The organism is Streptomyces sp. NPDC001941, assembly GCF_040296945.1.
Taxonomy (GTDB): Bacteria; Actinomycetota; Actinomycetes; order Streptomycetales; family Streptomycetaceae; genus Streptomyces.
Genome location: NZ_JBEOYE010000086.1, coordinates 24,848 through 38,896 on the forward strand (window position 1 = coordinate 24,848; position 14,049 = coordinate 38,896).

Annotated in this window: 13 protein-coding genes; 8 read left to right on the forward strand and 5 right to left on the reverse strand. The window is 73.5% G+C overall.

Annotation, left to right across the window (positions count from 1 at the left end):
* Positions 1-107 precede the first annotated feature (107 nt).
* Positions 108-1,160 carry a tRNA (adenosine(37)-N6)-threonylcarbamoyltransferase complex transferase subunit TsaD gene (gene tsaD / locus ABT160_RS37005; RefSeq protein WP_351652511.1) on the forward strand — a complete coding sequence of 351 codons (1,053 nt, stop codon included), beginning with the start codon at positions 108-110 and terminating at the stop codon, positions 1,158-1,160.
* A gap of 21 nt (positions 1,161-1,181) precedes the next feature.
* Here tsaD and ABT160_RS37010 read toward each other — a convergent pair whose 3' ends face one another.
* Together ABT160_RS37010 and ABT160_RS37015 are read right to left on the reverse strand one after the other, a co-directional pair.
* A complete protein-coding gene (locus tag ABT160_RS37010; protein WP_351652513.1) occupies positions 1,182-1,790 on the reverse strand; it encodes a CGNR zinc finger domain-containing protein in 609 nt (202 codons plus the stop codon).
* Between the two features lie 137 nt (positions 1,791-1,927).
* Positions 1,928-3,664: an amidase gene (locus tag ABT160_RS37015; RefSeq protein WP_351652515.1), complete on the reverse strand. Its 1,737-nt coding sequence runs from the start codon at positions 3,662-3,664 to the stop codon at positions 1,928-1,930.
* A gap of 202 nt (positions 3,665-3,866) precedes the next feature.
* Here ABT160_RS37015 and ABT160_RS37020 point away from each other — a divergent pair, with 202 nt between their 5' ends.
* Positions 3,867-4,862 carry a LacI family DNA-binding transcriptional regulator gene (locus tag ABT160_RS37020; RefSeq protein WP_351652517.1) on the forward strand — a complete coding sequence of 332 codons (996 nt, stop codon included), beginning with the start codon at positions 3,867-3,869 and terminating at the stop codon, positions 4,860-4,862.
* 95 nt (positions 4,863-4,957) lie between these two features.
* Positions 4,958-5,719: an isocitrate lyase/PEP mutase family protein gene (locus tag ABT160_RS37025; RefSeq protein WP_351652519.1), complete on the forward strand. Its 762-nt coding sequence runs from the start codon at positions 4,958-4,960 to the stop codon at positions 5,717-5,719.
* A gap of 108 nt (positions 5,720-5,827) precedes the next feature.
* On the opposite strand, the gene ABT160_RS37030 is transcribed toward ABT160_RS37025, so the two are convergent.
* Positions 5,828-6,148, reverse strand: a complete 321-nt coding sequence (locus ABT160_RS37030) for a hypothetical protein (RefSeq protein ID WP_351652521.1) — start codon at positions 6,146-6,148, stop codon at positions 5,828-5,830.
* A 249-nt stretch (positions 6,149-6,397) separates the two neighbouring features.
* Between ABT160_RS37030 and ABT160_RS37035 the strand changes: the two genes are divergently transcribed.
* The 3 genes from ABT160_RS37035 to ABT160_RS37045 all read left to right on the forward strand — a co-directional run bounded on the left by ABT160_RS37035 (position 6,398) and on the right by ABT160_RS37045 (position 10,693).
* Positions 6,398-7,438 carry a LacI family DNA-binding transcriptional regulator gene (locus tag ABT160_RS37035; protein ID WP_351652523.1) on the forward strand — a complete coding sequence of 347 codons (1,041 nt, stop codon included), beginning with the start codon at positions 6,398-6,400 and terminating at the stop codon, positions 7,436-7,438.
* Between the two features lie 133 nt (positions 7,439-7,571).
* Positions 7,572-8,870: an MFS transporter gene (locus ABT160_RS37040; protein WP_351652525.1), complete on the forward strand. Its 1,299-nt coding sequence runs from the start codon at positions 7,572-7,574 to the stop codon at positions 8,868-8,870.
* Between the two features lie 56 nt (positions 8,871-8,926).
* Positions 8,927-10,693, forward strand: a complete 1,767-nt coding sequence (locus ABT160_RS37045) for a glycoside hydrolase family 3 protein (protein ID WP_351652527.1) — start codon at positions 8,927-8,929, stop codon at positions 10,691-10,693.
* 49 nt (positions 10,694-10,742) lie between these two features.
* Here the strand turns inward: ABT160_RS37045 and ABT160_RS37050 are convergent, their stop codons facing one another.
* Positions 10,743-11,228, reverse strand: a complete 486-nt coding sequence (locus ABT160_RS37050) for an SRPBCC family protein (protein ID WP_351652529.1) — start codon at positions 11,226-11,228, stop codon at positions 10,743-10,745.
* A gap of 174 nt (positions 11,229-11,402) precedes the next feature.
* Positions 11,403-12,050 (reverse strand): fasciclin domain-containing protein, encoded by a 648-nt coding sequence (locus ABT160_RS37055; protein ID WP_351652531.1) that lies wholly within the window; start codon positions 12,048-12,050, stop codon positions 11,403-11,405.
* A gap of 379 nt (positions 12,051-12,429) precedes the next feature.
* Here ABT160_RS37055 and ABT160_RS37060 point away from each other — a divergent pair, with 379 nt between their 5' ends.
* Entirely contained in the window at positions 12,430-13,251 is an 822-nt protein-coding gene (locus ABT160_RS37060; protein ID WP_351652532.1) for a GVDTG sorting domain-containing protein, read from the forward strand.
* A gap of 11 nt (positions 13,252-13,262) precedes the next feature.
* The gene (locus ABT160_RS37065; RefSeq protein WP_351652534.1) at positions 13,263-13,961 is read left to right on the forward strand and encodes a class F sortase; all 699 of its coding nucleotides are present in this window, start codon (positions 13,263-13,265) and stop codon (positions 13,959-13,961) included.
* Positions 13,962-14,049: the final 88 nt, after the last annotated feature.

Consider the following 14,049-nt stretch of genomic DNA (forward strand, 5'->3'; position numbering starts at 1 on the left):
GGGTGCGGGGCGCCCCGCCGTGGTGCGGCGTGCACGAGTGGCGGCAGGGACCACTCCTTATTGCACATATATTGCAACTAGCAAGAATGGGCAATTGGAGGGCTGCTGTGGCTGGACCCGTGGTGCTGGGCATCGAGTCGTCGTGCGACGAGACCGGGGCGGGCATCGTCCAGGACGGGAAGCTGCTCGCGCACGTGGTGGCGTCGAGCATGGACGAGCACGCCCGGTTCGGCGGCGTGGTCCCCGAGATCGCCGCCCGCGCCCACCTGCACTCCTTCGCCCCCGTCGTGCGCCGGGCCCTGGCCGAGGCCGGGCTGCGGCTCGGGCAGCTCGACGCGGTGGCCGTCACCACGGGGCCGGGTCTGTCCGGGGCGCTCCAGGTCGGCCTCGCCGGGGCGAAGTCGCTTGCGTACGCGGCCGGGGTGCCGCTGTACGGGGTGCACCACCTGGCCGGGCACGTCGCCGCCGACGCCCTGGAGCACGGTCCGCTCCCCGAGCCCTGCGTCGTGCTGATCGTCTCCGGCGGGCACACCTCGCTGCTGCTGGTGCGCGACCTGGTGCGCGAGCCGATCCTGCACCTGGGCGACACCCTGGACGACGCGGCCGGCGAGTGCTTCGACAAGGTCGCCCGCATCCTGGGCCTGCCCTACCCGGGCGGCCCGGCGATCGACCGCGCGGCCCGCGAGGGCGACCCGGCCGCGGTGCGCTTCCCGCGCCCGCTGACCCGGCCAGGGGACGACCCGTACGCCTTCTCCTTCTCCGGTCTGAAGACGGCGGCGGCCCGCTGGGTCGAGCAGCACCGGCTGCGCGGCGAGGAGCCGTCGGTGGCCGACGGCGCGGCGGCGCTGCAGGAGGCGGTGGCGGACGTCCTCACCCGCAAGGCCCTGGCGGCCTGTCGCGCGTACGACGTGCGCACGCTGATCGTCGTCGGCGGTGTGGCGGCGAACTCGCGGGTCCGTGCCCTGGCAGAGCAGCGCTGCGCCGCCGCCGGGATCGAGCTGCGCGTGCCCCCGCTGACGCTGTGCACCGACAACGGGGCGATGATCGCCGCCGTCGGCGACCTCCTGGTGCGCTCCGGCGCCCGGCCGGCCCCGCTCGACGTGTCGATCGACCCGTCGGCGCCCCTGGAGTACGCGTCGCTCACGCCCCGCGCCGCCTGACCGCCTTCACCCCCGTGGGGCTCAGCCGAGCGGAGCTCCCACCGGGGCGTCGGTGTCCTCGGCGTCTTCGGCGGCCTGGCGCTTGCGGGCGCGGTAGGCGGCCACGTTGGCCCGGGTCGCGCAGCGGTCCGAGCAGTAGCGGCGCGAACGGTTGGTGGAGGTGTCCAGGTAGGCGTTCTCGCAGCGCGACGCCTGGCACAGGCCGAGCCGTCCAGGCCCGTGGGTGGTGAGGTGGAAGGCCAGGCCCATCGCGCACAGGGCGGCGTAGCCGGTGGTGGCGTTGGAGGCGTGGTCCGCCAGGTGCATGTGCCAGCGGGGCCGCCCCTCGTCGTCGAGGTGGTCGTGGCCGGAGATCTGCGGGCTGACCGGGAACTCGAGCAGCAGCACGTTCAGCAGGTCCACCGCGGCCGTGTGGTCGCCGCCGTCGGCGGCGGCGAAGACCGCCCGCAGCCGTGAGCGGACCGTACGGAACCGGCTGAGGTCCGTCTCGGTGGCGCGCCGGGCCATCTGCCGGGCGGGGCCGAACAGTTCGCGGATGTCGTCGACGGAGATCAGCGCGTCCTCACCACTGACCGGGTCCTCGGTGTTGACCAGGCGTACGGCGTGGTCGGCGTACTGGGCGAGTTCCACTGCGGACCCCTCGGGTCGCGGCGGCGCGGGGCCGGCCGGCGGAGGCGTTCTCCTGCCGCCCAGGGTACGGCGCGGCCACGGGATCCGTGGCCGCCCGGCCCACGTGCCCGGCCCCGGCCCCGGCCGCGCCGCCCCGCTCAGCCGTTCGCGAGCCGTGGCGTGCGCGGCGGTTCCGTGCGGCGCTCACCGGTCGCCTCGAAGGCCGCGGCGAGGCCCAGCAGGACGTTGTCGTCGTAGGCGCGGCCCGCGAAGGTCAGGCCGGCCGGCATGCCGATGTCCGCCATGGTGCCCATCGGCACGGTCACCGTGGGGATGCCGAGGTGGCGGGGCACCAGGTTGCCGTTGGCGACCCACACCCCGTTGCGCCAGCCGAGCTCGGCGTGCGCCTCGTCGACGTCCATGTCGGCCGGGCCCACGTCGGCGGAGGTGGGGAACACCAGGGCGTCCAGGCCCAGTTCGTCCATCCACTCCTCCAGGTCCACCCGGCGCGTCTCCTCCAGGCCGCGCAGCCCCGCCTCCAGGAGGGGGATGTCGGTGAGCGACGCGTAGGGGCGTTCGCGCACGAAGCGCGGGTAGTCGGCGATCGTGTCGTCGAACCCCTCGTAGCGGTCGGGGAGTTCGCCCGGCTGCTTGGGCCAGATGCGGTCGCCGTCGACGTCGGCCAGCGACGCCAGGGCCGGGTCGCCGTTGGCCCGCAGGAAGTCGTCCCAGGACCACGCCGACAGGTCCTCGATCTCGACGGTGAGGAAGTCGCGGGGGACCAGGCCCCGGGTGAGCACCGAGGGGGCGCCGGGGCGGTCCGACTCGTAGTTGGTGACGGCCGGGAAGTCGACCTCGACGACCTCGGCCCCGGCCGCCTCCAGGTCGCGGCGCGCGGCTTCCCACAGGTCGAGCACCGAGGGGCGCGTCTCGACGCGCTGCCCGGTCTGGCCGCCGATGCCGCCCTCGGGGTTGGTCCCGGCCTCGGGGTCGGCGCCGATGTACATGCGGGGCACGCCGATCCGGGTGCCGGCCAGCGCGGCGCGCGCCCGGTCCGTGCCCGCGGGGGCGAGCGCGGGGTACGACTCCGGGCGCACCCGGGACGCGGCGGGCAGGGTGATCCACGGCTGGGCCCGCCACAGGTCGCCACGCGCGTGCTCGTCGTCGGCGACCAGGACGTCGAGGAGTTCGAGCAGGTCGGCCATGGTGCGGGTGTGCGGGACGACGACGTCCATGGTGGGGACGAGCGGCCAGTTGCCGCGCACCGAGATCACGCCGCGGCTCGGGGTGTAGGCGCACAGCGCGTTGTTGGAGGCGGGGGCGCGGCCCGAGGACCAGGTCTCCTCGCCCAGGCCGAACGCGCCGAAGGACGCGGCGGTCGCGGTGCCGGACCCGTTGGACGAGCCGGAGCCGTAGGCGCTGGTCAGCCAGTCGGCGCTGTAGGGGCTCTCGGCGCGGCCGTACACGCCCCGCTGCATGCCGCCGTTGGCCATGGGCGGCATGTTCGTCAGGCCGATGAGCACGGCGCCCCCGGCCCGCAGCCGCTCGATCGCGTACGCGTCGCGCTGCGCGACCAGGTGCTCGAAGGCCGGGGAGCCCGCCGCCGCGGTGAGGCCCTTGGCGAGGTAGCTGTCCTTGGCGGTGTACGGGACGCCGTCGAGCGGCCCCAGGGTCTCGCCGCGCGCGCGGCGGGCGTCCGAGGCCGCCGCGTCCGCCCGGGCACCGGGGTTCATGACGACCATCGCGTTCAGCGCGGTGGCGGTGCCGGGACGGTCGTACGCCTCGATCCGGGCCAGGTAGGCGTCGAGCAGCGCGACCGCGGTCGTCTCGCCCTTCTCCAGCGCCGCGCGCAGGTCGGCGATGCTCGTCTCCACGACGTCGAAAGCGCGGGTCATGCGGGTGCCTCCTGGCGTGTCGCTCACCGACGCCCCGTACGGACACGGGGACGGTCGGCCCTGTGGGCGGGTCCGCACCCGGGGGCGCCGAAGGCGGGGACGGGCGTGCGGGCCGCTGTGCCGGAACGATCCGGCACCGTGGAATACAAGCACTGCCGGAACGATCCGGCAAGTGTCGAACAGGTCCTTTAGAATCCCGTCCGTGACCGCACGCACCGTGACCCTGCTCGACGTGGCCCGCGCCGCCGGCGTGTCCAGGAGCACCGCGTCGGACGCCCTCCAGGGCTCCGGACGCGTCGCCGAGGCCACCCGCACGCGCGTCCGCGAGACCGCCGACGCGCTCGGCTACCGGCCCAACAGCGCCGCCCAGCGGCTGCGCCGCGCCCGCACCGGGACCGTCGGACTGCACCTGCCCCGCACCGCGACGCGCCTGGACTACTACATGAACCTCGCGTTCGGGGCGGTGGCACGGGCCCAGGAGGACGGCCTCGACGTGGTGCTGCTCGGCAGCCCGGTCGGCGCGCACGGGCCACTGGCCTCGCGGATGGACGGACTGCTCGTCATCGACCCCGAGCCCTCGGACGGCGCCGTGCCGACCCTGATGGAGGCGGGGATCCCCGTCGTCACCGGCGAGCGCTACCCCGGTGCGAGCACCACTCCGTACGCCTCCGTGGTCTGCGACAACGCCGCCTCGCTCGCCACCCTCCTCGACCACCTGGCCGCCCGGGGGTCCCGCCACCCGGCACTGCTCGCCCCCGGCGGGGACTCCGCCTGGGCCCAGTCCCTGCGGGCCACGGCCGCCGAGTGGACGGCCCGGCGGAGCCTCCCGCTCGCCCTGCGCACCATCCCCTTCGCGGCCACCGCCGCCGAGACCGCCGAGGCGACGCGCGCCCTGCTCGCCGCCGACCCGGCCGTCGACGCGGTCGTCAGCGGCCCGGACGGCTCGGCCCCCGGGGTGCTCCACGCGGCGCAGTCCCTCGGCCGCACCCCGGGCCGCGACCTGCTGGTGGCCGCGTGCGTCGACGGACCGGCGACCCGCACCGGGCACCCCCCGGTCACGGCGGTCGACCTGCGCCCCGGCGACTACGGCCGCGCCTGCGCGGACCTGCTCTGCGACGTGCTCGCCGGGCGCGCCGCACCGGACGCGGTCCGCCCGCACGCGTGGACGCTGCGGATACGGGAATCGACACGGCCGTGAACTGCGTACGACAGACCTGACCCTTCGTCACCGGGCAGCGCCCTGGCACCCCGTGGGCACGTGGTCCGCGACCGGGAACGGGTAGCGTCATCAGCATGGACACTCGCATCACCGTCGAGCGCGCTCGACTCCTCAAGCAACTGCACGCCGACCACCAGCCGCTCGTGCTGCCGACCGTATGGGACGTCTGGTCCGCGCGGACGGCGGTCGGCGCCGGTTTCCCCGCGCTGACGATCGGCAGCCACCCGCTCGCCGACTCCCGGGGCGCATCCGACCACGAGGGGCAGACCTTCGAGGAGGTGCTGGCCGCCGTCAGGCCGATCATCGCGGCGGTCGACGTCCCGGTGTCCGTGGACCTGGAGGCCGGGTACGGCCAGACGCCCGCCGATCTCATCGCCGGACTGATCGACGTCGGCGGCGTCGGCCTGAACGTCGAGGACACCGTCCACTCCGAGGGCGGCCGGGTGCGCGGCACCAAGGAGCACGCGGACTACGTCGCGGGGCTGCGCGCGGCGGCGGACGACGCGGGCGTCCCGGTCTGGGTCAACGGGCGCACGGACCTCTTCGCGCACGCGCAGGACGCCTCCGCGGTCCTCGACGAGGCGATCGAGCGGCTGCGGGCCCTGGAGCAGGCGGGCGCCGACAGCCTCTACCCGGTGGCCATCCAGGACAACGACGAGTTGCTCACCGCGGTGATCGGCGCGGTGTCCGTCCCCGTGAACTCCACGGCCCACCCGGTCAAGCACGACCTCGACCGCTTCCGGCGCCTCGGTGTCGGCCGGATCACCTACGGCCCGCTGCTGCAGGCCGCGATGACCGACGCGATGAAGGAAGCGATCGGGCCCTGGGCTCCGTGACCCATTCCTGACCTGCCCCTGGGTCTCCTGACCGGTCCCCTGGCCCTCGGCCGGGGGCCGGTCCGCGGCGCACCCGTCACGCTCACGCCGGGCCCTTCGGCCGCCCGGTCACAGACCGGTGATGTCCCTGGTCTTCTCCAGAGCCGAGTCGACCGCGTCCAGCGCGGCGTCGCGCCGCCTCTGCCGCGCCGCCCGGTCCGCGGGCACCAGCCGCGCGGCGACCTGCACGGCGTGGTCGTCCGGGTCGCCGAAAGCGGTCCGCGGGTGCGTTCCCGTGTCGGCGCAGTGCACCGTGACCTCCTTGACCGCGCGGAGGACCACCTCGCGGTCCACGCCCGGCTGCATCGCGAGACGTACCTGGAAGCGCGCCATCCACTTCTCGCGGTCCTTCTCCTCCGCCGTCCTGGGTGTCCGGTCCTTCTTCGCCACGCGCCCTCCCGGTCGATCACGAGCTGTTCGCCACGCTGTTCGTCATGAGCTGTTCCTCATGAGCTGTTCCTCATGAGCCGTTCCTCACGGGGTGGGACGCCGGAACGCCGACGGGGGTTGCCGACCAGGACTTCCAGCTCGCCGCTCCTTGCGTCCCGTACCCCTTCGGGGATACGTTCGGAGCTGTTCCGCAATCGATTGCGGAACAGTTCCGAACCCGCTCCCCCAGGGACGAACCCGGTGAGGCCCATGCCCGAGTCCTCCAGCAGCCCCCGCTCCGCGCCCCGCGTCACCATCGCGGACATCGCCCAGCGGGCCGGCGTCAGCAAGCCCACCGTCTCGCGCGCGCTCAACGGCCATCCGGACGTCGGGGGCGAGACCAGGCAGCGGATCCAGCGGATCGCCGACGACCTCGGGTACGTGCCCAGTTCCCTGGCCCGCTCGCTGCGCACCGGACGGCACGACACGCTCGGCCTGCTCATGCCGCTCAGCCAGTGGTGGGGGTACGCGGACATCCAGTACGGCATCGCGGAGGAGACCGCGCGCCGCGGACTGCACCTGCTGGTGCACCCGCTGCGGCCCGGTGAGGACGCCGAGCGCGAGTTCGTCAGCCGTACCCTGCCGACCCTCCCTGTCGACGGGCTGATCCTGCTCATGCCCGAGGGGACGCCCCGGCACATCGGCGCCATCGCGCGGAGCAGCACCCCGGCCGTGGTCATCGACGACCGCGGCCACCGGCTGGCACTGCCCTACGTGGAGAGCACCAACCGCAGCGGCTTCCGCGAAGTCGTCCGCCACCTGGCGCGGCACGGGCGCCGCCGGATCGCGTTCGTCGGGGGTCAGCTCGACGACGCCTTCGCCCAGGAGCGCTTCGAGGGCTACCTCGACGCCCTGCGCGAGGCGAACCTCCCGTACGACGCCGACCTGGCCCTGCTCCCCGGCGACCGGGAGCCCACGGACGCGGAGATCACCCGGCTGCTCGCCACCGGGCCCGACGCCGTCGCGGCGGCCTGGGACGAGATCGCCTTCTCCGTGCTGACCGCCCTGCACACCGGCGGCCACCGGGTGCCCGAGGACGTCGCGGTCACCGGGTTCGACGACTCGCCCATCGCCCGGGTCATGCGGCCGCCGCTGACCACCGTGCGCCAGCCGTTCCGCCAGATGGGCTCGGCCGCCGTCCGCATGCTGCTCGACTCGATCGAACACGGCACTCCCCCGGCCCACTTCACCGTCCCCACCGAACTCGTGGTGCGCGCCTCGTGCGGCTCCCACGAACCAGGACAGCCCTGACACGAACGTCGTGCGCCTCCCACGACCCGTACCAGACCTGACGCACCCCACGCGCGGCCCCCACCACACACGCCTGACACCTGACGCGCCCCCACGCCTCACAACAGCCATGACTCAAAGGAGAGTTGTGCCCATGTCCCCCTCCGCCGGCGCCCAGCCCGCCCCCGGGCCCGCCCTGTCCGCCGCACCCGTCACACCACCCGGCGGCGACTCCCGGCCCCGCGTCCCGGGAACCTTCGTCCTCGTCCACTTCCTGGCGCTGCTCGGCGCCTGGATGGGAGTGCTGGTCCCCTCGCTGGTGTCGGTCGCCCTCAAGGTCGAGCGCATGGACGCCACCGGCAAGGTCACCACGCTCTCCCTCGCGCTCGGGGCGGGTGCACTGGTCGCCCTGGTGGCCAACCCCCTGTTCGGGCTGCTGTCCGACCGCACCACCTCCCGCTTCGGGGCCCGGCGGCCCTGGATGGTGATCGGCACCGTCGGCGGCTTCGCCGGGATCGCCGTGATCGCCTTCGCCGACAGCACCTGGCAGATCGTGGTCGGCTGGTGCCTGGCGCAGTGCTTCTACAACGCCCTGGTGGCCGCGATCTACGGAGTGCTCGCCGACCAAGTGCCCGAGCGGCAGATGGGGTTCGCCTCCGCCGTGCTCGCGCTGGCCAACCCGCTGGCCACCCTCGGCGGCACCTTCCTCGTGGACGCGCTGAACGCCTCGACCGTCGCCCTGCTGCTGGTGCCCGGCGTCGTCGGCGCCGCGCTCGTCGTGCCCTTCCTGCTGTACGGCCGGGACCGCCGCGTCACCCCGCGGGAGGTGCCGCCGATGCGGGCGCGCCAACTGCTCGGCTTCCTGTGGACCAACCCGGTGCGCTTCCCCAGCTTCGGCTGGGCCTGGCTGAGCCGGTTCCTCATGTGGACCTCGTACGCCACCGTCACCACCTACATGGCGTACTACCTGTCGGACTACCTCGGCGAGGACTCCGACGGCGTCACCCACTACGTCTTCCTGGGCAGCCTGGTCGCCAACGTCTTCATCCTGATCGCGACCGTGCCCGCGGGCCGGATCTCCGACCGCGTCGGGCGCCGCAAGCCGGTGGTGCTGACCGCCGCGGTCCTGCTGGCCGCGTCGATGGGCGTGATGGCCGTCGCCACCTCCGTCACCGGGTTCCTGGTGGCCCAGGCACTCGTCGGCGTCGGGATGGGCGTCTACTTCGCCGTCGACATCGCGCTCCCCGCCGACGTGCTGCCCGACCCGAACAACGCGGCCAAGGACCTGGGCGTCATGAACATCGCCGCCACGCTCCCGTACTCCCTGATCACCCTCATCGCGCCGACGCTCCTCGCGCTCGGCGGCGGGAACAACTACCCCGCGCTGTTCGTCTTCGGCGCGCTCGCGGCGCTGCTCGCCATCCCCGCCGTACTGCCCGTCAAGCGCCGCTGAACCCGCACCCGGACGCGCCACCGCACGCCGAAACGCCGTACAAGGAAGTACCTCGCATGCACCGCACCCCGTACCTGGACCCCGCCCTCCCCGTCGAACAGCGCGTGAGCGACCTGCTGTCACGGATGACGCTGGAGGAGAAGGCCGGACAGCTCTTCCACACCGCCAACACCCTCTCCCCCGGGGGTGAGTTGCTCACCGAGCCGGACGAGGCCAACGGGGTCCGCACCGCCCACGAGCTGGTGAAGCGGCGCCACATCACGCACTTCAACCTGCTGAACGGCACCGACCCCTACGAGATCGCCCTCTGGCACAACCGCCTCCAGGACCTCGCCTCCGACACCCGGCTCGGCATCCCCGTCACCGTCTCCACCGACCCGCGCCACGGCATGTTCTCCAGCCCGGCGGCCGGTCAGGCCATCGAGCGGATGTCGCGCTGGCCCGAGCACACCGGCATCGGCGCCATCGGCGACGCGCGGCTCGCCGAGGAGTACGGGGACGTGGTGCGCCGCGAGTACACGGCGCTCGGCATCCGCGTCGCCCTCGGGCCCATGGCCGACCTCTTCACCGATCCGCGCTGGTCACGCGGTTACGGCACCTTCGGCGAGGACCCCGTCACCGTCGCCGCGATGACCGCGGCCTTCGTCCGCGGGCTGCGCGGCGCCGACCGTCTCGGCCCGCGGTCCGTGGCGGCCATGGTCAAGCACTTCCCCGGTGGCGGGCCGCAGCTCGACGGCGAGGACGCGCACGACCCCGCGCACCGCGAGCAGGTCTACCCCGGCGGTCTCGCCCGGCTGCACGAGCTGCCGTTCGACGCCGCCTTCCGGGCAGGCGCGACGCAGGTGATGACGTACTACGGCATGCCGCTCCGGGTGCCCGGCTGGGAAGAGGTCGGCTTCGCCTTCAACAAGCCTGTGGTGACCGACCTGTTGCGCGGGCACTACGGCTTCGACGGCATCGTGTGCACCGACTGGAACGTCATCGAGTCGACGATGCTCGCCGGCGACGTCTTCGACGCCCACGCCTACGGCCTCGAGGACCTCACCCCGGCCGGGCGGCTGGCCCGCGCCTTGGACGCCGGGGTCGACCAGTTCGGCGGCGACGACTGCACCCACCTGGTGACCGGGCTCGTCGAGGACGGCCTGGTCACCGAGGAGCGGCTCGACACGTCGGTACGCCGGCTGCTGCGGGAGAAGTTCCGCCTCGGCCTCTTCGAGCAGCGCCGCGTCGACCCGGAGGCGGCGGCCGAGACCGTCGGGGCCTCACCACTGCGCGAGGCCGGCCGCACCGCCCAGCGGCGCTCCCTGGTCCTCGTCAAGAACGGCGACGCACTGCTGCCGCTGGCCGACCGCGCGACCCTGCGCGTGTACGCGGAGGGCCTGGACACCACCGTCCTCGCCGACTACGCGGAGCCGGCCGACGGGCCCGCCGACGCCGACGTCGCGGTCGTACGACTGCGCGCCCCGTACGAGGACCGGGGCACCGCGCTCAGCGAGTGGTTCCACGGCGGCGGCCTGGACTTCCCCGACGACGTCGTCCGCCACGTCCGGGACCTCGCCGCCACCGTCCCCACCGTGGTGCTCGTCTACCTGGAGCGGCCCGCCGTGCTCACCCCCGTGGCGCAGGCGGCCACCGCCGTCGTCGGCGACTTCGGCGCACAGGACGACGCCCTGCTCGACGTCCTCTTCGGACGCAGCGCGCCCTCGGGCCGGTTGCCCTTCGACCTGCCGTCCTCGATGGAGGCGGTGCGCGACAGCCGCGAGGACGTGCCCTTCGACACCCGGGCACCGCTGTACCGGTTCGGGCACGGCCTGACGTACTGAACAGGGGCCTACCAGGCAGCGGCGCAACTGCCAGAGTCCGGGCGGGTGTTCACCGGCGGCGCGGTAGTGTTCCCAGCGGCGCGGCGGCGGCCGGGGACGGAAGGGCGATGAGCAGGGCCGTGGGCAGTGTGTAGGTGATCTGGTCGCCCAACTGCCGTACGTCCCTCGCCAGAAGGGGTTCCGTCAGGCGGGCCGCGCCGCGCAGGCGGACCGTCGCCGCGTAGGTGATCCGCGTGGTGCCGCCGTCCACGGCTTCGAGTCGCAGGTCGCTCACCGTACTCACCACCTCGTTGTGCCCCGCGAACACCAGCCGGTCCGGTTCGCTGTGGACGAGGACGTACGTGAGGTGGGCGGTGCGCCCCCGCAGGCGCGTGGTGCTGCGCCAGCGCGACCCCTCGCCGACGGGTCCGAACCCCAGCCGCCGACAGGCCCGGATTCCCGGGTCCCACCGCTCGGCGTGCGTGAAGTCGGCGAGATACGCGGCGACTTGGGGCAAGGAGCGCTCGACGTCCAGGACACGTACGAAGCGGATCACGCGGACACTCCACGGAGTCGGGGCCGGAGGCGGAATCGAGAGGCGGGGGCGGGACGGGGCGCCGTTCCGGCGGGGACGGTGCCGGAACGGCCGGAATCCGGGACGCGACGTGCGCGCCCCGGATCAGGTGGCAGGGTCGGCCGGGCCGGGAGGCCCGGCCACGGTGGACCGCCGCTACTTGGGCATCAGGACGGAGTCGACGATGTAGACCGTGGCGTTGGCGGTGGGAACGTTTCCGCACACCACGTTGGAGGCGTCGTTGACCTTGTACGACTCGCCCGAACCGGACGTCGTCAGCGTGGACTTCTCCAGGGTCGGGTAGGTGCCGGACTCCAGCTGCTTCGGCGCCAGCTTCTGCCCGACGACGTGGTACGTCAGGACCTTGGTGAGCATCGCCTTGTCGGCGAGCACCTTGTCGAGGTCCGCCTTCGGGATCTTCGCGAACGCGTCGTTGGTCGGCGCGAACACGGTGATGTTCTGCGCGTTGTTCAGGGTGTCGACCAGACCGGCCTTCTTCACCGCCGTCACCAGCGTGGACAGCGCGGGGTTGTGCGAAGCGGCGGTCGCGACCGGGTCCTTGGCCATGCCGTCGAAGCTGCCCGCGCCGTCCTTGGGCACCGACGCGCACGCGGGGCCGAACGGCTGGTCGCCCGTCATCGCGCCGCTGCTCTGGTCCGTCGCGGGAGAGGAAGCGCTCGCCGTGCTGTCGCTGCCCGCGGCAGCGTCCTTCTTGTCGTCGCTTCCGCAGGCGGTCAGGGACAGCGGCAGCAGCGCCGCGACAGCGACGCCCAGGGTGAGACGACGGGTACGGGAAGCAAGCATCAGAACAACTCCACATCAGGAGAGCAGGTCACGGAGACTGCCGTGGGGCCGGGTCTTTCCGCCCGCGCCCGTCCGGCGTCCACCGTCGGGGCGGGACGGGTCGGTCCCACACCCTGCATTCGTGGCCGCCGCGCCCACGGATTGGACCGACTTTCCCCCGCGTACCGAAGCGGGTGCTGACCAGCCGTACCGCGCCAATATCCAGGTGGCTCAGCGCAGTTGAGGTGGCGAATAACGGCCCGGCGGATGCACGGACACCAAGCGGAACACCGAGCGGGGCACCAATCCGGGCGGCCGAGGTCCCCGAATGCCCTGTGTATCCGTCCGAGTACTCCGACGCCGGCGACGACCGGCCGAGGAGCAGAGAAAGGATCCCCGCATGGCATTACGCGGCACCACTCGCGCAGCGACCCTGTTGTCCCTGCCCGCGGCACTGTGCCTGGTGGCGGCGATACCCGCCGCCGCCCACACCGGAGGCCACGACAGCGCTCCCGGCAACGGATCCACCACCTACCAGGTCGACCTGGAGCCGCTCAACGACTCGAAGGCGACCGGCACGGCGATGCTCACGCTGAACGACCGTGCCCTGAACGTGAAGATCGAGGCGACGGGCCTCGTCCCCGGTCAGCCGCACGCCCAGCACATCCACGGCTCCACCGACGGGCACGACTTCCGCTGCCCCGACGCGAGCGCCGACAAGAACGGCGACGGCATCGTGACGACCGCCGAGGGCCTGCCCATGTACGGCGACATCAACATCTCGCTGACCACCAAGGGGGACACCAGCAAGGGCAGCGGCCTGGACGTCGCCCGCATGCCCGTCGCGGACCAGGACGGCAAGGTCTCCTACGAGCGGACGATCGAGGTCTCGCAGCAGGTCGCCGACCACATCAAGGACCTGCACGTCGTCCAGCACGGCATCGACCCCAACGGCAACGGAAAGTACGACTTCTCCAAGGGCAAGAGCGAGCTCGACCCCAAGCTCCCGCAGGAGGCGACCGCCCCGGCTTCGTGCGGGATGCTGGCGGGCGCGGCCGTGGGGTCCATGCCGGTCGGCGGCGTGGAGACCGGATCGGGCCCCGCCGAGCAGGGCGGGACGTCCGTGCTGGTGGCCTCGGGCAGCGCGGCGCTCCTCGGGGCCGGAGCCCTGTCGATCGTGGTGTGGCGCCGTCGTAGCGGGTCGTCCGCCCCTGTTCGCTGAGGGCCGCGACCATGCCGGACAGGCACCAGGACGAGACAGGGACCGTGCCGTGGTTCACCCGGCGGTGGGTCCCACTGACCTGCGTCGCACTGCTCCTCGCGGTGGGCGGGACCCTGCTGGGCCTGGGGTTCACCCGCGAGCGGTCGGACCCCGGACGGCTGCCACCCACGGCCGTACGGCAGACCGCCGTTCCCCTTCCGCCGGACGGGCATTCCCACGCCCCTGAACCCTCCGGACGCACGGACGGGGGCACGCCGGCCCCGGCCCGGCCCGAGCGCCTGTCGATCCCCTCGCTGGGGGTTTCCACGCCCCTGGAGAAGCTCGGGCTCGACGAGCGCGGCGCGATGCGGACGCCACGGGATCCCGCCAGCGCGGGGTGGTACGAGCGGGGGCCCGTACCGGGCGTCCGCGGGCCCGCGGTCATCGCGGGGCACGTGACCTGGAACGGTGCGCGGGCGGTCTTCTTCGAGCTGGCCCGGGTGCGGGTCGGCGCCCGCGTCGACGTACGCCGGGCCGACGGGGTGACGGCCACCTTCACCGTGACGCGCGTCGCCCAGTACCCCAAGGACCGCTTCCCGAGCCTTGAGGTGTACCGCGACACCAGCGGCCCCGAACTGCGCCTCATCACGTGCGCCGGGGACTACAGCGGTGCCGACCACCGCTACAGCGACAACATCGTCGTCTACGCGCGCGTGGCGCCCACCAGCTGAGGTCCGCTGATCGTGACCGGGCCCGGGGGGGCCCCCCCCGCGGCGCGGGGGGGGGGGGGGCGGGGGGGGGGGGGGGGGCCGGGGGGGC